The 20,663-nt window shown below is 68.5% G+C and carries 15 protein-coding genes; 11 read left to right on the top strand and 4 right to left on the bottom strand.

From position 1 onward, the window contains the following. The first annotated feature begins 8 nt into the window (after positions 1-8). The 8 genes from SPHPH_RS0116290 (at position 9) to SPHPH_RS0116255 (ending at position 10,675) form a co-directional block, all read left to right on the top strand. Positions 9-1,343: an outer membrane beta-barrel protein gene (locus tag SPHPH_RS0116290; RefSeq protein WP_081668660.1), complete on the top strand. Its 1,335-nt coding sequence runs from the start codon at positions 9-11 to the stop codon at positions 1,341-1,343. Positions 1,344-1,375: 32 nt separating this feature from the next. Beyond that, entirely contained in the window at positions 1,376-3,493 is a 2,118-nt protein-coding gene (locus SPHPH_RS0116285; RefSeq protein WP_028967651.1) for a GumC family protein, read from the top strand. 34 nt (positions 3,494-3,527) lie between these two features. Next, entirely contained in the window at positions 3,528-4,826 is a 1,299-nt protein-coding gene (locus SPHPH_RS0116280; protein ID WP_028967650.1) for a lipopolysaccharide biosynthesis protein, read from the top strand. Continuing rightward, positions 4,823-5,716, top strand: a complete 894-nt coding sequence (locus tag SPHPH_RS0116275; protein WP_028967649.1) for a glycosyltransferase family 2 protein — start codon at positions 4,823-4,825, stop codon at positions 5,714-5,716. The genes SPHPH_RS0116280 and SPHPH_RS0116275 overlap by 4 nt, the downstream gene beginning before the upstream one ends. Beyond that, complete coding sequence (locus SPHPH_RS20010; RefSeq protein ID WP_037488737.1) at positions 5,692-6,591, top strand: glycoside hydrolase family 16 protein; 900 nt, start codon at positions 5,692-5,694, stop codon at positions 6,589-6,591. Before SPHPH_RS0116275 ends, SPHPH_RS20010 begins: the two co-directional genes overlap by 25 nt. Beyond that, the gene (locus SPHPH_RS0116265) at positions 6,588-7,400 is read left to right on the top strand and encodes an aldo/keto reductase (RefSeq protein WP_028967648.1); all 813 of its coding nucleotides are present in this window, start codon (positions 6,588-6,590) and stop codon (positions 7,398-7,400) included. The genes SPHPH_RS20010 and SPHPH_RS0116265 overlap by 4 nt, the downstream gene beginning before the upstream one ends. Next, positions 7,397-9,070, top strand: coding sequence for an FAD-dependent oxidoreductase (locus SPHPH_RS0116260; protein ID WP_028967647.1), 1,674 nt, complete (start codon positions 7,397-7,399; stop codon positions 9,068-9,070). Before SPHPH_RS0116265 ends, SPHPH_RS0116260 begins: the two co-directional genes overlap by 4 nt. Before the next feature lie 111 nt (positions 9,071-9,181). After that, positions 9,182-10,675, top strand: a complete 1,494-nt coding sequence (locus SPHPH_RS0116255) for an esterase-like activity of phytase family protein (RefSeq protein ID WP_028967646.1) — start codon at positions 9,182-9,184, stop codon at positions 10,673-10,675. Between the two features lie 176 nt (positions 10,676-10,851). Here SPHPH_RS0116255 and SPHPH_RS0116250 read toward each other — a convergent pair whose 3' ends face one another. Together SPHPH_RS0116250 and SPHPH_RS0116245 are read right to left on the bottom strand one after the other, a co-directional pair. After that, the gene (locus SPHPH_RS0116250) at positions 10,852-12,210 is read right to left on the bottom strand and encodes a Coenzyme F420 hydrogenase/dehydrogenase, beta subunit C-terminal domain (protein ID WP_037488734.1); all 1,359 of its coding nucleotides are present in this window, start codon (positions 12,208-12,210) and stop codon (positions 10,852-10,854) included. Continuing rightward, on the bottom strand, positions 12,203-13,273 hold the full coding sequence (locus tag SPHPH_RS0116245; protein WP_028967644.1) for a polysaccharide pyruvyl transferase family protein: 1,071 nt from the start codon (positions 13,271-13,273) through the stop codon (positions 12,203-12,205). Before SPHPH_RS0116245 ends, SPHPH_RS0116250 begins: the two co-directional genes overlap by 8 nt. Positions 13,274-13,368: 95 nt before the next feature. Between SPHPH_RS0116245 and SPHPH_RS20005 the strand changes: the two genes are divergently transcribed. Together SPHPH_RS20005 and SPHPH_RS0116235 are read left to right on the top strand one after the other, a co-directional pair. Further along, entirely contained in the window at positions 13,369-13,755 is a 387-nt protein-coding gene (locus SPHPH_RS20005) for a hypothetical protein (protein ID WP_051273068.1), read from the top strand. A gap of 85 nt (positions 13,756-13,840) precedes the next feature. Then, the gene (locus SPHPH_RS0116235; RefSeq protein WP_028967643.1) at positions 13,841-15,142 is read left to right on the top strand and encodes a UDP-glucose dehydrogenase family protein; all 1,302 of its coding nucleotides are present in this window, start codon (positions 13,841-13,843) and stop codon (positions 15,140-15,142) included. A gap of 176 nt (positions 15,143-15,318) precedes the next feature. Here the strand turns inward: SPHPH_RS0116235 and SPHPH_RS0116230 are convergent, their stop codons facing one another. Both SPHPH_RS0116230 and SPHPH_RS0116225 read right to left on the bottom strand, forming a co-directional pair. Then, on the bottom strand, positions 15,319-15,903 hold the full coding sequence (locus SPHPH_RS0116230; RefSeq protein ID WP_238303143.1) for a hypothetical protein: 585 nt from the start codon (positions 15,901-15,903) through the stop codon (positions 15,319-15,321). Positions 15,904-15,962: 59 nt separating this feature from the next. After that, positions 15,963-17,603, bottom strand: a complete 1,641-nt coding sequence (locus tag SPHPH_RS0116225) for a M28 family peptidase (protein ID WP_028967641.1) — start codon at positions 17,601-17,603, stop codon at positions 15,963-15,965. A gap of 119 nt (positions 17,604-17,722) precedes the next feature. Between SPHPH_RS0116225 and pepN the strand changes: the two genes are divergently transcribed. Beyond that, positions 17,723-20,320, top strand: a complete 2,598-nt coding sequence (gene pepN, locus SPHPH_RS0116220) for an aminopeptidase N (protein WP_028967640.1) — start codon at positions 17,723-17,725, stop codon at positions 20,318-20,320. Positions 20,321-20,663 lie beyond the last annotated feature (343 nt).

Genomic DNA, 20,663 nt, shown 5'->3' with positions numbered 1-20,663 from the left:
TCTCGGCGATGACCCACGTCCGGCCTGCCCCTGCCCGTCCGTCGCGACGGCATCGCGTCGTCGCGTCGCGACTGCTGGCAGCGGTGTCGATGCTCGCCGCGGGCATGTCCGCCGCGCAGGCGCAGACTACCCGTTCGGTGCTCGACACCGGCATCCCGTTCGACCTGCCGCAAACCGATCGCGTCACGGTGCTACAGCGTCCGCACCCCGAAGTGGACGCGCTCGGGGTCCATGCCGGCGCGTTTCTGGTCTTCCCACAGATCGAGCTGGCCGCCAACGCGACCAACAACGTCTTCGGCGCGACCACCGACACCAATTCGGACGTCTATGCGACGGTCGCGCCGCGGATCGACGCGCGCAGCGACTGGTCGCGGCATCAATTGCAGGCGCACGCCCGCGGCACGTTCCGCCGCTATCTCGATTATTCGATCAAGAACGAGAACGGCTACGACGTCGGCGTCGATGGTCGGCTCGACATCGTCGGCGATTCGAACCTGCGCGCGGCGGTGAACGCCGACCGCATCTACATCACCCAGCTGTCGGGCGACTTTCCGCGCTTCGCCGCCGCCTCGGTGCCGCTCGATCGCCAGGTCGCATCGTTGCGCGGCACCTATGCGTTCAACCGGCTGCAATTGATCGGCGACGTCAACGTCACCCGGCTGAACTACAGCGACACGCGTGCGCTGGACGGTACGCTGATCGATCAGGACTATCTGGATCGCACCGCGACCCGGCTAACCGCGCGCGCCGAATATAACGTGTCGCCGGTCACCTCGCTGTTCGTGCAGGGCATCTACACGCTCCACAACTACAGGGTCACCAACTTCGACTTCGATCGCAGCGGCGACGAAGTACGCGTGATCGGCGGCGCGGCGTTCGACGTGACGCCGCTGATCCGCACCAGGCTGGGTGTCGGTTATCTGACCCGCCATTACGACACGGCGGGCGTCGGCAATCTCAGCGGGCTCGCGCTTGACGCGCAGGTCGATTATCTCATCACCGAGCTGACGACGATCAGCCTGTCGGCACGCCGCGACGTGCGCGATGCGATCGTCACCGGCTCGCCCGGCTATGTCGCCTCGCGCGTGTCGGCTGAGATCGATCACGAATTGCTGCGCAACCTGATCCTGATCGGCCGTGCCGACGTGGAGAAGGACGATTTCTCGCGCATCGACCGCGACGACACGTTGTTCCATGTCGGGGCGAGTGCGTTGTATACGCTCAACCGGTCGATGGTGCTGACGCCGTCGATCGACTATTCCAATCGCGACAGCCGTGGCGCGCAGATTGGGCAACGCTTCAACGAAGTACGCGCAGGGTTGAGCCTGACGTTGCGGCGCTGAGCCGCGGCGCGGGCAGAACAAAAGGGTAAGCAATGGCGGAAGCGACGAACGTGCGACCCGAGGAAAGCCAGGATCTGGCCGGCCTCTTCTCGCGCCTGAAGCGGCACCTGCCGATCATCCTGGCGTGTGTCGTCGGGATGGTGGTGGTCGCCTGGGGGATCAGCAAGGTGCTGCCGCGCCGCTATTCCGCCTCGGCCCAGCTCGAATATACGCCGCAAAGCCCGGTGGCCGGGGCGCCGCAGCCGCAATTGTCGGATCTGGCACGCGACGCGAAGATCGATGCCGAAGTGCAGACGATGAAGTCGCTGCCCGTTGCGACCCGCGTGGTCGATCAGCTCAAGCTGGATCGCGATCCCGAGCTGCGTGAGGCCGCGAAGGATTTCGCGACCGACGCCGCGACCGGCAAGCAGGCGATCGCCGGTGCTTTGTTGACGAACCTGAACGCGGCGCGTGTCGGCACGACCTCGCTGTTCGAGGTCAGCTACACCGACAAGAACCCGCTGAAGGCGATGCAGGTCGCCAACGCCTTCGCGCAGGCGTTCATGGCCGAGGATCTGGCGAGCAAGGCGACCGAGTTCAAGGACGTCGATGCACGCCTGAACGGTCAGCTCGACGAACTGCGCCGCAAGGTCGAGCAGGCCGACGCCGCCGTCGCCGCCTTCCGCGTCCGCAACAACCTGCTTGGCTTGCCGGATTCGGTCACTGCCGAGCAGGAGATCTCCTCGATCCGCGGCGCGCTCGCCTCGGCCCGCGCCGAAGAGGCGGCGGCGCGCGCGCGCAGCAGCGCCAGCGGCTCGACGATCGTCGGCGGCGGCACTAACAGCCCGTACAGCACGCAGACCATGTCGTCGCTGCGCCAGCAGCGCGCGCAGGTCGCCGCGCGCGTCGCCGCGCTCCAGTCGCGTTATGGTGAGCGCTATCCGGCGCTGGCCGACGCGCGCAAGGAACTCGACGCGATCGACGCGCAGTTGAGCGGCGAGATGCGCGACCTGTCGCGCTCGGCGGGCAACGCCTCGCAGGCGGCCGGCTCGACCGCGGCTTCGCTAGAGGCCAGCCTCGCCGCCGCGCAGGCGCGTCTGACCAACAACGTGCGCTCGTCGGTGGAACTCGCCGATCTGCAGCGTACCGCGCAGAACGCGCGCGATGCCTATCAGCAGTTGCTGAACACCAGCACGCAGCAGAATGCGCAGCAGTCGATCGTCCGCCCGGACAGCCGCATCGCCGCACCCGCGTCGCTGCCGCTGACCCCCAGCTCGCCGAACGTACCGGTGCTGCTGTTCATGGGCGCGGTGTTCGGCCTCGCGATCGGTCTGGCCATCGCCTATGTCCGTGAGCGTTGGGTGCAGGGTCTCGATACGGTCGACGATATCGAGACGATGCTCGGGGTCGATTATTTCAACAGCGTGCCGACCCCGGCCAGCTCGATCGAGAAGCCGCGCACCAGCGATCCGGCCGAAGCGACGCTGCTCCACCCGCTGTCCGCCTATACCGAGGCGTATCGCAACCTCGCGACCAGCCTCAGCTTCGCGGCGTCGTCGGTGCAGGGCGGCAAGATCCTTGGCATCACCTCGGCGCTGCCCAAGGAAGGCAAGACCACGACCTCGACCTCGGTCGCGCGCGTGCTGGCCACCGGCGGATCGCGCACGCTGCTGCTCGACACCGATCTGCGTCGCCGCTCGGTGTCGGTCGCGCTCGCCCCGCAGGCGCGCCTCGGGTTGGGTGAGGTGCTGGCCGGCACCGCGACGCTCGACGAGGTGATCCTGCGCGAGGAGCAGACCGGGCTCGACGTCCTGCCGCTCGCACCGACCGCCGGCACGTCGCCGCACATCTTCGAGACGCCGGAATTCACCGCGCTGCTCGCCGAACTGCGTCGCCGCTACGAACTGGTCGTGGTCGATACCGCGCCGGTGCTCGCGGTCGCCGATACCCGCGTGCTCGCGCATCACTTCGATGCGCTGGCAATGCTGGTCCGCTGGCGCTCGACCCCGGCCCGCGCCGCGCGCGCCGCGCTGCACCAGATCAGCTCGGTCGGCTCGGGCGTGACCGGCGTCGCGCTGACGATGGTCAACCTGAAGGTGCAGGCGCAGTCGGGCTTCGGCGATCCGTCCTACTATGCCGATTACATGAAGGACTATTACGCGCAGTCCTGATCCGGCCACGACCGGATCACCAGCGCGCCGCCCGATGGCCTCTTTCCCTCTCCAGAGCCTGACCGGGCGGCTCCGCGACCGGCGGCTGGCGCGATTGTTCGCGCTGGCCGACCAAGGGTTCCAGGGGCTGGGGAGCATCGCCGCCAGCGCGATCCTCGGCCGCCACCTCGCCCCCGACGCGTTCGGCGCCGTCGGCGTCGCGATCGGCGCCTATTATTTCGTCGCGGGCTTCCACCGCTCGCTCATCACCCTGCCCTACGTGACCGAGCATCGCGAGCATGGCGATGCCGCCGATGATCGCCGATACCATTCCGACTGGTGGTGGCTGAACGTCGCCGCCGCGCTGGTGCTGGCGGTCGGGCTGGTCGCGATCGCGGCGCTGGTGCAGGTCGCGCTGCCCGCGCAACGCTGGCTTGCCGCGCCGCTGCTGCTCGGCGCGGGGATCACTCCGCCGCTGCTCGCTGCCGATTTCGTCCGCCGCTGGTTCTACAAGCAGGAGCGCGCGTGGCTGGCGGCGCTGGTCTCGGCGCTGTTCTTCGTCGCGCTGATCGGCGGGGCGCTGGTCGCCGCCACCATCCGCCCCGATGCGGTCGCGGGTGCGCTGGCCTGGGGCGTGTCCGCCATGCTGGCGACGCTGTTCGCGCTGCTGCTGCTCCGCCCCGCCGCCCCCGCCGCGGCGCGCGCATGGCAACGCTTCGCCCCGCACGGCCGGTTCGCGGGCTGGCTCGCGCTCAACATCTTCCCTTACACCGTCTACAGCACCGCGACGGTCGTGATCCTGATCGGCGCATTGCTCGGCCCCGGCGCGGCGGCGGTGTTCACCGCGGCGCGCACGCTCACCAATCCGGCGGTCAGCATCGTCTCGGCGATCGATTCGACCGACAAGCCGCGCGCCGCCGCCGCGCTCGCCAAGGATGGCGGCCCCGGGCTGCGCCGTGCGATCGGCAACACCCGCCGCACGTTGATCCTGCTGACCGGCGGCTATCTCGCGCTGGTCGCGCTCTTCGCGCACCCGCTGATCGCGCTGGTCTTCCACGGCCAGTACGCCGGCGTCGAACAGAATGTGCAGCTGCTGTGCGCGGCCTTCTTCCTGTTCTGCCTCAACCAGCCGTCGGAAACGTTGCTGATCGTGCTGCGCGCCAGCCGCACGATGTTCGTCACCCGTGCCGCCACCGCGCTGGTGACGCTCGCCGCGCTGGTGCTCGCGATCCCGCACGGCATCCCCGGCATGGCGATCGCGATCGCGGTCAGCCAGCTCGCCAATATCGTGCTGCTCACCATCGCCGAGCGCCACGCCCTCACCCGCCTCGCGCTGTCGGAGCCAATGGCATGACGATCCACTTTTCCGTCGTGGTGCTCACCTATGCCCGCGACCAGATCCTCGCCGACACGCTGACGCGGCTCCACGAGTGCCTTGGCCCGCGTGACGATTACGAGTTGATCCTCGTCGACAACAATACCGAGCGCGGCACGCGCGAGGCGCTGCTCGATCCGTTCCCGCACCGCCAGTATCTGTTCTCAGGGTTCAACAAGGGCGTCCATGCGCGCAACGACGGCTTCGACGCGGCGCGCGGCGAGATCGTCGTGCTGCTCGACGATGACGTGCTGGTCGAAACGCCGGAGATGCTCGACCTGTTCGTCGCGCGCTTCGATGAGGACGATCGCCTCGGCGCGATCACGGTTCGCAAGCACGTCCGCGGCGAAACCCGCCGCCGGGTCGACCTGATCCCGCACACCCGCAAGGACGTCGACCTGACGAGCACCTTCCTCACCTTCCGCTTCGTCGGCGGGTGCGTGGCATTCCGCACCGCCTGCGTGCGCGAGGTCGGCGGCTTCCTGCCCGACTTCTTCTATGGGCTGGAGGAGATCGAGCTGTCGTACCGGATCATCGATGCCGGCTGGCGGATCCGCTACGATCCCGCGATCAGCTGCGAGGAGCTGGAGCATCCCGCCGGGCGCGACGCCAAGAAGCGCGTCCAGACGCAGCGGCTGGCGAACAAATATATCATCAGCTATCTCCGGATGCCTTTCCCGGAGGTGCTGGTGAACGCCGCGCTCTTCACGCCCTATCTGCTGATGCGCCAGCGCGGCCAGGCCAGCGTCACCGGCGCGGTGCGCAAATTCCTCGACTGGCGCAAACGCAGCGACCGGCCGCAGCGCAAGGCGATCTCGCGCCAGACCGCCGCCTATATCCGCGAATGCGGCGGCTCGGTGTGGAAATGATCGTGCGCGTCGCGCTGCTCACGGCGGCGATCTGGGCCGGCTGGTCGGCCACGCCCGAAGGCGGCGGCACGCTCGACCGGTCGCGGCTACGCCCCGCCTTCGCCGAGGAGTTCGACCGCGCGCCCGATTTCTGGCACGCCGAAAAGAACCCGAAGGGGCGCTGGAAAACCAATTACTGGTTCGGCGTCCAGTCGACCCGCGCCGAAAAGGGCTGGGAGCCGCGCACGCTCGTCCCCAACGGCGAACTGGAATATTATGGCGACCCCGCCGAGGGCATGTCGGCGTTCGAGTGGAGGCCCGGCATGCTGACGATCGCCGCCCGGCGCAACCCGTATCGCGCCGATCCGGTCACCAACCATCTGCCATATCTGTCGGGGCTCATCACCACCGAACGCTCGTTCCACTTCACTTATGGCTATGTCGAGGCGCGGATCGCCTTCCCGTCGGGCAAGGGGATCTGGCCGGCCTTTTGGCTGCTCCCGGTGCCGGCGGTGAAGCAGGGCAAGCAGCAACAGCCCGGCCCGACCGAAATCGATGTGTTCGAATCGATCGGCGAACCCGGCAAACTCTATTTCACCTATTTCCCGGACCTGCCCAACAACCAGAAGAAGGGTGACGGGATGCCGTGGCAGAGCGGCACCGCTCTGTCGCAATTCCACACCTACGGGATGATGGTGACGCCCAGGGAATTGATCTGGTATTTCGACGACCGGCCGGTGCGCCGCGTCCCGAACAAGGATTATCACCAGCCGCTCTATATGCTCCTCAACCTCGCGATCGGCGGCAACTGGCCGGGCGCGCCGCGCGCCGATCAGAAATGGCCGGCGCGAATGAAGATCGACTGGGTGCGCGGCTACCGGATCGCGGGCCAGTGACCGCCGTCTCGCGCCTCGGGCTCGGCGGCAGCAAGTTCGGCTCCTTCGCCAACCCCGCCCCCGCCGCCGACAGCGAGCGGCTGGTGCGCACCGCGCTCGATCTCGGCGTCACCGTCCTCGACACCGCCAGCATCTACGGCCAGGGCGACAGCGAGCGGATCATCGGCCGCGCGATCGCCGGGCGGCGCGACGCGGCGTTCGTTGTCACCAAGGGCGGACAGACCTTCTCCGCCAAATACCGGCTGCTGCGCACCGCCAAGCCGCTGATCCGTGCGGTGCTCGCGCGGCGCGGCGGCGCGGGCAACGCCGTCACTGCGCAGCGTTCCGATGCGATCAGCGCCGACTGGCGACCGCGCGCGATCGTCGCCAGTCTGGAGGCGTCGCTCAAGCGGCTGCGCACCGACCGTGTCGAGGCGTTCCTGCTCCACAGCCCGCCCGCGCATGTCGCCGCCGATGCCGAGCTGGCGCTGGCGCTGGTCGCCGCGCGCGCCAGCGGCAAGGCGTTGCGGATCGGCGTGTCGTGCGACGATCTCGCGACGCTCGACGCCGCGCTCGACCAGCCCGGTTATGACGTGCTGGAGCTGCCGTGGGACGTGCTCACCGCGCTCGGCAAGCGCGCCGACCTGATCCGCGCGCGTGGGCATCTCGTGCTCGCGCGCGAGGTGGTGACGCTGCAACCCGGCCTCACCCCCGCACAGGCGGTGGCGCGCGCGATCGCGCATCCCACCGTCGACTGCACTGTGGTCGGGACCGGCAAGCCCGAACATCTGCGCGCGCTCGCCGCAATCGCGCGCGGGTCGGCACGATGATCGTCGGCGCGCGCCGCGCCGCACTGCCCGCGCGGATCGAGACCGATCTGGTGATCGTCGGCGCCGGCCCGGCCGGGATCACGCTCGCGCTGACGCTGGAAGATGCCGGCTGGAACGTCGTGCTGGTCGAGGCAGGCGGCGACAAATTCGACAAGGCCGGGCAGGACTTCCTGCGCGCGCAGTCGGTCTCTCCCGCGTCGCACTCACCCGGCGAGATGTACCGCCGCCGCCAGTTCGGCGGCACCAGCGCGGTGTGGGGCGGGCGCTGCATCCCGTTCGATCCCATCGACTTCGAGACGCGCGAGTGGATGCCCGCCGCACGCTGGCCGATCGCGCACGAAGAGATCGCGCGCTACTATCCGCAGGCGATGGAGCTGGCCGAGGCGGGCGCGCTCGACGTCACCGCCGCCGCCGCCGACCCGCGCGAGCGCGAACCCGCGCTCCCCGGCACCGGCGACGATGCGATCACCGAGCGCGTCGAGCGCTTCAGCCACCCAACCGATTTCGGCGGCTGGTATCGCAAGCGGCTGGCCGCCGCGCCCCGGCTGCGCGTCCTCACCAACGCGCCCGTCGACCAGATCCTCACCGCCAGCGACGGCGCGGTCGCCAGCGGCGTCCGCCTCCGCCTGCCCGATGGCGCGAAGGTGACGGTCGCCGCACCGCGCGTCGTGATCGCCGCGGGCGGGATCGAGACCGCGCGGCTGCTGCTCGCCAGCGACGAGGCGCGCGCCTGCGGGCTCGGTAACGAGCACAATCTGGTCGGCCGTTATTACCAATGCCATCTGGAGGGCACGCTCGGCACGATCGCCTTCCACCCGCCCGCCGGGCACGACCGCTTCGACTATTTCCGCTCGCACGACGGCGTCTATTGCCGCCGCTATCTATGGCTGTCGCCCGAGGCGCAGCGTCGCGAGCGGCTGGCGAACATGGTGCTGCGCCCCGCACATCCCAGCATCGTCGATCCGGCGCACCGCCACCCGGTGCTGTCGGCGATGTACCTCGCCAAGAACATGATCGTCCCCGAATATGCGCGCAAGATGACCGCGCTGGAGCATGACGCGCGGGCGCAGCGCGGAGGCTCCTCGGCGTCGTTCCATGCCGCGCATTTCCGCAACGTGCTGCTCGGCGCGCCGCGGCTGGCGGGCTTCGCGCTCGACTGGACGCGCCGCCGCATCCTCGCGCAGCGCAAGCTGCCCAGCGTGCTGCTCGCCGAGCCGGGCGGCGTCTACCCGCTCGACCTCAACGGCGAGCAGGAGCCACACCGCGACAGCCGCGTGATGCTTGGCAACGAAATCGACGGCGCGGGCATGCGCCGCGCGATCATCGACTGGCGCTGCACCGCGGCGGACCGCGCGCGAATGATCGCGGGCGTGCGCGTAATCGCGGCGGCGGTGAACCGCAGCGGCGCGGCGACGATCACGCTCAACGACGAGGAAGCGCAGGCATGGAGCGACCATCCGGTGCCGGTCGGTGGCCATCATATCGGTACCGCGCGCATGGCGGACACTGCCACTGACGGCGTGTGCGACGCCAATGCCGAACTGTTCGGCACGCGCGGCGTCTTCATCGCTGGCGCGGCGAGCTTCCCGACCTCCAGCTTCGCCAACCCGACGCTGACGCTGCTCGCGCAAACGCTGCGCTTGGCGGAGCATCTGCGCCGCACCGGCTGACTCGCCCGCCCCAAAGCGGGACAGGCGGGCGGGTGTCGCGGGATCGTCGCGCAACGGTCACGGCTGCGTAACAGCAACGCGTCAGGCGCACGGTTAACAGGAGATTAACCCATGCGCCGCTTCGCCTCGCTCGCCACCGCTGTCGCCACGCTCGCCCTCGCCCCGTCGTCGGCGGGTGCCGTCACGCTGATCTCGTCCTTCTCGGTCGAGAACGGCACCGATCTGTCGGGCTTCGCCAATGTCGGCGACAATCGCTTCGGCGGCTTCGGGTCGGACCTCAGCTACGACGCGAGCACCGGCACCTTCTGGAGCACCACCGATCGCGGCCCCGGCGGCGGCGTCCTGTCCTACGCTCCGCGGCTGCAGGGCTTCACGCTCGATCTCGACGCCGCCGGCAAGATCAACGGCTTCAAGCTGACCAACACCGTCCTCTACCATGACGGCGCGAACAATTATAACGGCCTCAACCCGCAGCTGCTGAACGGCAGCGTCGCCGATCTCGGCCGCTCGCTCGATCCCGAAGGGCTGGCGCGGCTGCCCAACGGCAACTTCCTCGTCTCCGACGAATATGGCCCCTCGGTCTACGAGTTCCGCACCGACGGCCAGTTCGTCCGCGCCTTCGAGGTGCCGTCGAACCTCGTGCCCCACGACGGCAACGGCGGCGTCGATTACGTCGGTGGCGCGGGCACGATCGTCACCGGCCGGCAGGACAATCGCGGCTTCGAGGGGCTGACCGTTAGCAAGGACGGCAAGACCGCTTATGCGATCCTGCAGGACCCCTTGGTAAACGAAGGCCGCGCGCCCGACGGTTCGGCGAACGGCGTCTACAGCCGCAACACCCGCATCGTTGAATTCGACGTCGCCAGCGGCAAGCAGACCAAGCAATATGTCTACCAGCTCGATTCGGTGGATGACATCAACAAGGGCATCACGAAGGGCACGTTCGACGCCGACAAGCAGGGTCGCTCGATCGGCGTCTCGTCGTTCCAGGCGGTCGGCGACAACAAGCTGCTGGTGCTGGAACGCGACAATCGCGGCTTCGGCGTCGACGATCCCAACGGCAAGAAGCAGGTCGGCGACAAGCGCGTCTATGAGATCGACCTGACCAACGCCACCGACGTCAAGGACGTCAGCCTCGCCGCCACCAACGATCTGCCCGCCGGCATCAACCCGGTTGCCAAGAGCCAGACGCCGTTCCTCGACATCGCCGCCGCGCTGAAGGCCGCAGGCTATCCGATCCCGGAAAAGATCGAGGGCTTCGCGTTCGGCCCGCGGCTGGCGGATGGCAGCTACACGCTGATCGTCGTCACCGATAACGACTATTCGGTCACCCAATCGGGCAGCGGCGAGCAGTTCGACGTCTGCACCAGCGGCGTCGCCGGCAAGGGCAGCAGCGTGTCGGTGAAGCTCGGCGCCGGCTGCCCACAAGGCATGAAGCTGATCCCCAACATGGTCTACAGCTTCAACGTCAGCCCCGCCGAATATGCCAAGCTGACCGGCGCGGTGCCGGAGCCGAAGACCTGGGCGATGATGCTCGCCGGCTTCGGCGTGGTCGGTGCGGCGATACGCCGCCGTCGCAAGCCGGTGCGCCGCGCGCTCGTCTGACGATCGTCGCCCCGCCTGATCGGGCGGGGCGCACGACCAAATTTGGGCCGATCGGACACGAGGAGCCGTTCGTCCTGAGCTTGTCGAAGCCTGTCCTGAGCGCCTGACTTGGCAGGCAGCCGAAGGGGGCGTGTTTCAGGCACGTGCTTCGACAGGCTCAGCACGAACGGTGCGCGTTACCGCGCCCGCCGATCCGGCAACACCCGGTCGATCCACGCGCCCAGCCGCCCGTGCGACCACGCCACCGCGCGATACACCGCCAACACGCGCCGCGCCCAACCGGTATAAAGCCCGGGTCGTCCGGTCCGCAGCGCCACCCGCGCGATCCGGTGGCTGTCGCGCGCGATCATGTACCGCATCCGATAGACCAGCTTGCGCCGCACCGGCAGCGCCGACGACGGCGCAACGCGCTTGACCGGGCGCAGCTTGCCTCCACGTGCCCACGTCAACCGATACGCCAGTCCCTCGCGCCGATGCCGGAACCCCGCCGCCTGCGTCTGCTCGACGAACGCGGCATCGACCTCGGTCAGCGCCAGCCGCCCGTCCGCCACCGCCCCCGCGATCATCGCATGGATCCCGGGCGATCGCGCGATCACGACATTGGTCCCGCGCCCGTCCGACGAATAGGGTTCCACCCATGCATCGCCGAACGCGACATCGGCCGTCTCGGCCACGACATCGTCGCACCAATCGCACGCCGGATTCTGGAAGAACCCCGCGCCCCAATCACCATCGGCCAGATGCCACCAATCCTCGGCGCGCGCGCTGCCATCGTCGAGCGTCAGGTGCGCGCGATACCAATTGGCCGGGCGGCTGGCGTCCTTGATCCGGTAATCGACGCCACGCACCCGCGCGATCGGCGCGTCGAGCTGCCACGCGAAGCTGTCGACCAGCCGCGCGCTCTTCTGATGCCCGCAAAACAGTCCCAGCAGATGCGTCACCCGCTCGCCGATCACCGGATCGTTCCGCCGCAACAGGTTCAGCGCCTTGATGAAGCACGGCACCGCCGCCACCGCATAGCGGCCGGGCGTCGCGCGGATCGCCGCGATCACCGCCGACAGCTCGACCGGATAGTAACGCGACTTGGCGCCCCCCGCGATCTCGTCCGCATCGCGCGACAGTCGATAGGAAAAGAACCGCCCATCCGCCTGCGGATCGGCGACCGGCGCGACATGCGCGACCGCATCGACCGCGCCGGTGCGCAGCAACTCCGCCGCGACCCAGCTGACCATCCCGCCCGAGCTGCCGTTGGCGCGAAAGCCACCCTCCGCGACATGCCCGACCCACGTCGATTCGAACCGCCCGAGCAAATCGCTGCGCGCCGCCGCCGCCGGAAAGCGCTCGGCGGCCAGCACATCCTCATTGGCCGCAACCGGGGAAAACGGACACCGCGCCGCAAAGTCCGCGCCACCCGACGCGCCCGGCTCCGGCTTCCACAGCCCGTCGCGATCCATCCGCATCGCCGCGGCACAGCCACCGCAGCCAATGCACAGCCCCGCACCGACGATGTCGTCCGGTCGCAGCGCCTCAGCCAAGCGCCGCGCCCAGAAACGCGGTCGATTGCGCGCGCAATTCGGCGATCCGTTCCCCGATCCGCGCTTCATGCGGCGCGGTCAGCACCGTGTCGTAGAACGCATCGGCGGTCTCCGGCGCGACGATGTGCCGCTGCGCCTCCAGCGCCGCCGCCAGATCGCGCACCTTGTTGAACCGGTAGGAGGACGGCGCGGTCACGAACGGCGTGCCGTGCACCAGCGCGAAGACGCAGCCGTGGAAGAAATTGGTGACCAGTGCGCTGGCCCCCGCCACGCGCTCGGCAAAGGCTTCCGGCCCGGCATCGATCTCCTGCGTATCGGCCCAGTCGTTGCGATAACCGATGCTGTGCAACCGAACGTCGTGCCGCTTCGCCCAGCGCCGCATCGCCTGCGCCAGCCAATCGGGGAAGCCGTGCCCGTAGACCAGCGCATAGCGGTCAGCGTCCGGCACCCCGCGCGGCACGCGGTCGCCGAACTGCAGCACCGGATCGAGCACCAGCGGCGGCGTCTCGCCCAACGCGCCACCCACCAGCGCCTGCGCATTGGCGTCCCGCACCGAGATCGCGGTGAACCGCCGCAGCCGTTCCACCCAAACGTCACCGATCCCGTCGGCGGCATCATGGTTCCCGAAACTGGCGGCGTAGGACAGCAGCCGCGGCGCCGCGATGCCCTCGCCGAAGAACAGCGGCACGCCCGCATACCAGGGGTGCCGGAAGTTCCAGACCTCGTCGCTGCCGACCACCACCGCGTCCAGCGCGGTCACCGTACCCGGATCGTCGATCGCAAACGTCGCGGAACGCGGTAATTGCTCGATCGCGGTGACGAACTTTCGCGCCTTGGCCTTGTACGCCGGCAGGTCCGCCGCGCTCGTCCGCTCGGGTAAGGCCGGCTGCAACGCGCACCGCCACTCCGCCTGCACTACCGCGTCGCTGTGATGGTCGAGCAGGCGCGCGTCATGCCCCATCGCACGCACGCCTTCGACCAGGCAACGCGCCTGCCAGTAGGAACCATAATTGATGCAGCGGTGAAAGGTCAGGACGCCGACCTGCGCGGGTGATTCGGTCATTACGGTGACAATCTTTTTGAAACGGCGCGGTTCCAGATGCTTGGGACCGCCGGGCCAATGACGCTTTAGCAACTTATCTGTGTTAACGTCAGGGTATGGAAATCGTGTACCTCTACAAGTCGCTGATCGACATCATCGTCGAACAGAGCGGGTCGGCGGAATTGCTCCACGTCCACGCGGGGCTCGCGATCTATCTTCTCGCACTGATGGTGGTCCGGCAACGCCGCGGCGGCTTTCTGGCGCTGCAATGCGTGCTCGCCGCCGAACTGGCGAACGAGACGATGGACTGGCTCGCCGCCAGCCCGAAATGGACGTGGGGCGACACGATTTCCGACTTCGTTCTCACCATGATGTGGCCGACGGCGATCACCGTGGTGATCGCATGGCGCCGCCGGCGCTGGCAAAAGGCGATTGCCACGCTTGCACGCCCCGCCGCAATTTCGGCAACGTCAAGCGGCGCTGCACCGTTTGCATCCACCTGAACGCTTGCCAGACGGGCGGTCGAGTCGCTAGCGGGCAAGGCTGGGATGCCGCCCGGGGGGCGGTTCATTCAAGGGAGCGACCGTCTTGCGCATTACCATGATCGGTTCGGGCTATGTCGGCCTGGTTTCAGGCACATGCTTTGCCGACTTCGGCCATGACGTGATTTGCGTCGACAAGGACAAGGGCAAGATCGACCGGCTGCTCGCCGGGAAGATGCCGATCTACGAGCCGGGCCTCGAGGACCTCGTCGCGCGCAACGTCGCGGCGGGCCGGCTGAAGTTCACCACCGACCTCAAGGAAGCGGTCGCCGGCGCGGACGCGGTGTTCATCGGCGTCGGCACGCCGACCCGCCGTGGCGACGGCCATGCCGATCTGTCCTACGTCTACGCCGCCGCCAAGGAGATCGGCGAGGCGCTGACCGGCTATACCGTGATCGTCACCAAGTCGACCGTGCCCGTCGGCACCGGCGACGAGGTCGAGCGGATCATCCGCGAGGCCGCGCCGAACGCCGAATTCGGCGTCGTCTCCAACCCGGAATTCCTGCGTGAAGGCGCGGCGATCGACGATTTCAAGCGTCCCGACCGGATCGTGATCGGCTCGGGCGACGACCGCGCGACCGAGGTGATGCGCCAGGTCTACCGCCCGCTGTACCTCAACGCCGCCCCGATCCTCGTCACCGCGCGCCGCACCGCCGAGCTGATCAAGTACGCGGGCAATGCATTCCTCGCGACCAAGATCACCTTCATCAACGAGATCGCGGACCTGTGCGAGAAGGTCGGCGCAGACGTGAAGGACGTCAGCCGCGGGATCGGGCTCGACAACCGGATTGGGTCAAAGTTCCTGCACGCCGGCCCGGGCTATGGCGGCTCGTGCTTCCCCAAGGACACGCTGGCGCTGCTCAAGACCAGCCAGGACTATGACGCGCCGCAGCGGATCGTCGAGGCGGTCGTCGCGGTCAACGACAACCGCAAGCGCGCGATGGGCCGCAAGATCGTCCACGCGATGGGCGACGACGTCCGCGGCAAGACGATCGCGGTGCTCGGGCTGACCTTCAAGCCGAACACCGACGACATGCGCGATTCGCCCGCCATCGCGGTGATCCAGGCGCTGCAGGACGCCGGGGCGAAGGTGAAGGCGTTCGATCCCGAGGGCACCGAGCAAGCCAAACTGGTGCTCGAGAACGTCGACTATTGCGACGGCCCGTATCAGGCGATCGAGGGCGCGGACGCGCTGGCGATCGTCACCGAGTGGGACGAATTCCGCGCGCTCGACCTTCCGCGCGTCAAGTCGCTGCTCAAGGAGCCGATCCTGATCGACCTCCGCAACATCTACACGCCGGCCGAAGTACAGGCCGCCGGCTTCCGCTACACCAGCATCGGCCGCTGATCGAAAGAAGCGGGGGCGACGGACCAACGGTCCGCCGCCCCCGCTTCTTCTCCCCTTCCGTCATTCCCGCGAAGGCGGGAATCCAGACGCGCAGGTCCGGCGATGGAGTCGGAACGTCGGAGGGTCTGGATTCCCGCCTTCGCTGGCATGGCGGAACGATGGGTAGCCCGAAACGCCTACCCCGCCGGCAGACACTCCCGCCGCTGATCGACCCGGTCCGCCCCGCCCGGCGCACGCGTCAGCACCGACAGCGCGCGGCACGTCCGCCCGCCCTCGGCCTCGGCCTCGCCCGCGACGACGAAGCCGTGCACCTGCCCGGCCGACTCATACCATTCCTGCACCTCGCCGCTGCGCAACGCCGCCGCGATCGCTGTCGCACGGCTGCCGCCCCCCGGCAGGTCGGCAACAGCCGCCTCCACGACCGGCGGCCTTGTCGCAGCCCGCGCAACCGGCCGCACGGCGCGCGCCACCACCACCGGCGCCGGCGGCGCGATCACCTGCTGCGGCACCGGCACGCTCACCGAATAGTTCACCGCCCGCACCGGCGGCGCATGCGTCGCGGCCATCGACAACCCGCCCGCGCTCACCGCCAGCATCACGCCCATGATCCCGGCCGCGCGCCAGCCGCCGCCGGAGCGCGCCCGAACCGGCTCGTAGAAGGGATAATGCGGCCCCGGCACCGCGAACCGGTGCTCGCGCGTGATCCGCAGCGGCCCCAGTTCGATCACCGTGCGTCGGATGATGTCGCGCCCGCCTGTCACCTGCCGCTCTCCTGACAAGCGACCTTCATCGGCCGCCACGCCGCGCTTGGCAAGCACGCTCAATTCGCCATCGGCCCGTCGAACAGCAGCCCGAAATAATCGCCCTTGTTCCACACCGGCCGCTGCGGCGCATCGGCGATCTCGCGCGCGATCCGGTAATTGGCGTCGACGAAGCGCACGCCCTGATCCCACAGGATCGGCTGCGTCAGGTCGTCGCACGGCTTGTGGTAGCAATTGTCCATGAAGGTCGCGATCGCTGCCTTGCCCAGCCCCTTCTCGCCCGGCCACAGGAACACCGACGGCACGCCCTTCTGCACGAAGCGATAATGGTCCGATCGGACGAAGATCGCCTGCTCGGGCATCGGATCGGGCGACAGGCCGACACCGATCCCCGCCACCGCGCGCGCGATGATCGGCCCCAGCGTCGAGCGGTCGCCGCCGAACGCCACCATGTCCTCGAACCTGTAGGTCAGGATTGGCATGTCGAGGTTCACGTCGGCGACGATGTCGCCGATCGGCACGGTCGGGTGGTTCGCGAAATAATCGCTGCCGACCAGCCCCTTCTCCTCGGCGGTAACCGCCAGGAAGATGATGCTGCGCTTCGGCGCAGCGGCGGTCTTGAAGCGCTTGGCGGCCTCGATCAGGCTCGCGATCCCGATGCCGTCGTCGAGCGCGCCGTTGTAGATCGTGTCGCCGTTCACCGCCGCGCCGACCCCGACGTGGTCGAGATGCGCCGACAGCACCACCGTCTCCTTGCCCAGCGCCGGGTCGCTGCCCGGGATCATCCCCACGACATTGCTGCTCGCGATCGGGCGATAGCTGGTCGCGCTCGCGATCGACAGCGTCCCCGCGGCGGTCGCCGGCCGCACCTTCAGCGTCTTGCGCGCCGCCCCCTTGGCGAGCGCCCGCCACTGCCGCCCGAACACCTTCGCCCCGCCCGCCGGGGACAGCGTCCCCAGCAACGGCGCGCCGGTGGCATTGCCGGTGCCGTTCGGGCGCGCCCAGGTGATCCGCTCGGCGGCATAGCCCTTGGTCACCGCCGCGAACGACGGCGCGCCGCGCCCAGCCTTGCGGAGGTCGGCGATCGCGATCACCCCCAGCGCACCATGCTTGGCCGCCGCGCTCTGCCGCGCCGCCGCGCTGCCGAAGGTGGCCGACACCTCGCTCGGCAACCCCGCGGGCGCGCCGCCGACATAGGCGACGATCTTGCCGCGCACGTCGACGCCCGCATAATCGTCCAGCCCATATTGCGGCGCTTCCAGCCCATAGCCGACGAACACCACCGGCGCGGCGACATTGGTCGCCTTCACCGCCGGGTTGGCTGCCGGGGTGAAGTCCTTGCCGAACGCCAGCGGCACCGCGGCCCCGCCCGCCGCCGTCCACGATGCGCTCCCCTCGCCCGCGATCTTGTACCCGGTCAGCGGCACCTTCTGCAGATAGCCGCCCTCATCGCCCATCGGCTTCAGCCCCGCGGCATAGAATTGCGCGGCGACATATTGCGCGGCGATGTCGAACTCGGGCGAGCCGACGTCGCGCCCCTTCATCGCATCCGACGCGAGGAACATCACATGCGCCTTCATCGCCGCCTGATCGGCGGGCAGCGGCGCATTAAGCGCGGCGTTGCGCGCGGCGGGCGTCGTCTGGGCAAGGGCGGTGGCGGAAAGCGCGAGCAACGGCAGGAGAGCAAACGATCGAAACATGGACACGCCCGGGTGGAAGAGGAAGGATCGCTGACCTTAGGAGCGGCGATGGTTGCCGTCGAGACGATCGCGCGGCTTTCCCATGGAACCACGCCCGCGTTTTCGTCATAGTCCGCGCCATGGCCGATGCCCGCACCACCCCCGTCACGCCCGCCGCCACGCGCCGCAGCGATTATACCCCGCCCGCGTGGCTGGTGCCGCAGGTCGCGCTCGACTTCGCGCTCGACCCGGTCGCGACCCGCGTTCGCGCCCGGCTCGACGTCACCCGCAACGGCGCGCACGACACCCCGCTGCGGCTCGACGGCGCGGGGCAGGTGCCACTGTCGGTGATGGTCGACGGGCAAGCGATCAACGACTGGCGGATTGAGGGCGAACAACTCGTCATCCCGCTCCCCGGCGACGCGCATGTCGTCGAAACCGAGGTTGAGATCGCCCCCGACCGCAACACGCAATTGATGGGGCTCTACGCCTCGGGCGGCAATCTGTGCACGCAATGCGAGGCGGAGGGTTTCCGCCGTATCACCTGGTTCCCCGACCGTCCCGACGTGCTCGCGACCTATCGGGTGAAGATGACCGCCGACAAGGCGCGTTTCCCGGTGCTGCTCGCCAATGGCGATCCGGTCGCACAGGGCGACAATGACGACGGCACGCACTGGGCGGAATGGCACGATCCATGGCCCAAGCCGTCGTACCTCTTCGCGCTGGTCGCGGGCGATCTCGCGGTCAATCGCGGCACCTTCACCACCCGCTCGGGACGCGAGGTGCAGCTCGGCATCTGGGTCCGCGCCGCCGATCTGCCCAAGACCGACCATGCGCTCGACGCGCTGAAGCTGTCGATGGCGTGGGACGAGCGTGTCTATGGTCGCGAATACGACCTCGACGTGTTCAACATCGTCGCGGTCGACGATTTCAACTTCGGCGCGATGGAGAACAAGGGGCTGAACATCTTCAACAGCCGCTACATCCTCGCCGATCCCGACACCGCCACCGATTACGACTACGACGCGATCGCTGCGGTGGTCGCGCACGAATATTTTCACAATTGGTCGGGCAACCGCATCACCTGCCGCGACTGGTTCCAGCTGAGCCTCAAGGAAGGCTTCACCGTCTATCGCGACCAGGGCTTCTCCGCCGATCAGGGCTCGGCCGCGGTCAAAAGGATCGAAGACGTCCGCGGCCTGCGCGCCGCGCAGTTCCCGGAGGATGCCGGCCCGCTCGCGCACCCGGTCCGCCCGGAAAGCTATATCGAGATAAGCAACTTCTACACCGCCACCATCTACAACAAGGGCGCAGAGCTGATCCGCATGATGGCGACGATGCTCGGGCCGCAGCGCTTCCGCACCGCCTGCGACCTGTATTTCGACCGCTTCGACGGCACCGCCGCGACCTGCGAGGATTTCGTCGCCTGCATGGAAGAGGGCGGCGACATCGACCTCACGCAATTCCGCCTCTGGTACAGCCAGGCCGGCACCCCGCGCGTCTCGGCCTCGCTGGTCCACGAACCCGGCAGCGGCCGCGCGACGCTCAACCTCGCGCAAAAGGTGCCCGAAACTCCCGGCCAACCGGTCAAGCAGCCGCAGGTGCTCCCCTTGCGCATCCGCCTGTTCGGCGGCGACACGGGCCAGCCGCTCGGCGACGAGCAATTGGTGATCCTCGCCGACGCCAGCGCGAGCGTGACGTTCGAGACCGTCACCGAACGCCCGATCGTCTCGCTCAATCGCGGCTTCTCGGCGCCGGTGATCGTCGAGAGCGACCGCAGCGCCGCCGACCTCGCCTTCCTCGCGCGCCACGACGACGACGCCTTCGCGCGCTACGAGGCGATGCAGCAATTGATGCTCGACACGCTGATCGCCGCCACGATCGAGGGCGAGGCCGATCCGCGCGCAGTGGTCGCCGCGGTCGCCGACACGCTCGACGACCCGACGCTCGATCGCGCGTTCGTCGCCGAGGCGGTGCTGCTGCCGTCGGAGAATTTCATCGGCGACCAATTGAGCGTCGTCGATCCCGAGGCGATCTTCCGCGCGCGCGAAGGGCTGCGCGCCACGCTCGGCCGTGAGCTGGAGGCGCAATGGCGTACCGCGATCGATCCCACGTTGCGCCGGCCCTATGCCTATACGCCCGAGGACAAGGGCATCCGCCGCCTGCGCAGCGTCGCGCTCGGCTATCTCGCCGCCTCCGGCGCGGGCGACGCCCCGGCGCTGGCATGGGCGCAGTTCGAGGCGGCCGACAACATGACCGACCGGCAGGGTGCGCTATCGACGCTGGTGAGCGGTTACTCGCCCGAGCGCGAACGCGCGCTCGATCATTTCTACACCCGCTATGCCGACAATGCGCTGGTGCTCGACAAGTGGTTCCAGACGCAGGCGTTGTCGTCGCGCGACGATACGTTCGCGCTGGTCGCCGAACTCGCGCAGCATCCCGACTTCACGCTCGCCAACCCCAATCGCGCGCGCGCACTGGTCGGGGCGTTCGCGGTCAATCAACGCGCCTTCCATGCCGAGGGCGGCGCGGGCTATCGCTGGCTGACCGAACAATTGCTGGCGCTCGACAAGCTCAACCCGCAGACCTCGGCGCGCCTGCTCCCGCCACTCGGCCGCTGGCGCCGCTTCGACCCCGTTCGCTCCGCCGCGATGCGTGCGGAGCTGGAGCGGATCGTGGGCTCGCCGGGGATCAGCAAGGACCTGTTCGAACAGGCCTCGAAGAGCCTGGAGGGGTAACGTCGCCCCGGACTTGATCCGGGGCCCCGCTTCTTCATCTGAACGGGTTTTATCCAAAGGCCCGCCCGAACCCGTCATTGCGAGCGTAGCGAAGCAATCCAGAGCCGGACCAGGACGCTCTAGATTGCTTCGCTACGCTCGCAATGACGAACGAAGTTGCCCCATGCGTCTCGATGTTAAAGCGTTACCGGACCCGGCTGGATCATCGACACGGAGGTGATTTTGAGGGGACGCGAGGCGTGAGCCCAAACCGGTCATTGCGAGCGTAGCGAAACAATCCAGGGCGGGATGAGGACGCTCTGGATTGTTTCGCTACGCTCGCAATGACGGACGTACCTCAAAC

Origin of the sequence: Sphingomonas phyllosphaerae FA2, from assembly GCF_000427645.1 — a bacterium.
Taxonomy (GTDB): domain Bacteria; phylum Pseudomonadota; class Alphaproteobacteria; order Sphingomonadales; family Sphingomonadaceae; genus Sphingomonas; species Sphingomonas phyllosphaerae.
The sequence above is the reverse complement of the archived record's forward strand: the minus strand, read 5'-3'. Positions and strand labels throughout refer to the sequence as shown.

What these genes read in the sequence shown, in the direction of transcription:
- SPHPH_RS0116290 (WP_081668660.1), top strand. Translation starts at nt 9, where the DNA reads ATGACCCACGTCCGGCCTGCCCCTGCCCGTCCGTCGCGACGGCATCGC.
- SPHPH_RS0116285 (WP_028967651.1), top strand. Translation starts at nt 1,376, where the DNA reads ATGGCGGAAGCGACGAACGTGCGACCCGAGGAAAGCCAGGATCTGGCC.
- SPHPH_RS0116280 (WP_028967650.1), top strand. Translation starts at nt 3,528, where the DNA reads ATGGCCTCTTTCCCTCTCCAGAGCCTGACCGGGCGGCTCCGCGACCGG.
- SPHPH_RS0116275 (WP_028967649.1), top strand. Translation starts at nt 4,823, where the DNA reads ATGACGATCCACTTTTCCGTCGTGGTGCTCACCTATGCCCGCGACCAG.
- SPHPH_RS20010 (WP_037488737.1), top strand. Translation starts at nt 5,692, where the DNA reads ATGCGGCGGCTCGGTGTGGAAATGATCGTGCGCGTCGCGCTGCTCACG.
- SPHPH_RS0116260 (WP_028967647.1), top strand. Translation starts at nt 7,397, where the DNA reads ATGATCGTCGGCGCGCGCCGCGCCGCACTGCCCGCGCGGATCGAGACC.
- SPHPH_RS0116255 (WP_028967646.1), top strand. Translation starts at nt 9,182, where the DNA reads ATGCGCCGCTTCGCCTCGCTCGCCACCGCTGTCGCCACGCTCGCCCTC.
- SPHPH_RS0116245 (WP_028967644.1), bottom strand. Translation starts at nt 13,273, where the DNA reads ATGACCGAATCACCCGCGCAGGTCGGCGTCCTGACCTTTCACCGCTGC.
- SPHPH_RS20005 (WP_051273068.1), top strand. Translation starts at nt 13,369, where the DNA reads ATGGAAATCGTGTACCTCTACAAGTCGCTGATCGACATCATCGTCGAA.
- SPHPH_RS0116225 (WP_028967641.1), bottom strand. Translation starts at nt 17,603, where the DNA reads ATGTTTCGATCGTTTGCTCTCCTGCCGTTGCTCGCGCTTTCCGCCACC.
- pepN (WP_028967640.1), top strand. Translation starts at nt 17,723, where the DNA reads ATGGCCGATGCCCGCACCACCCCCGTCACGCCCGCCGCCACGCGCCGC.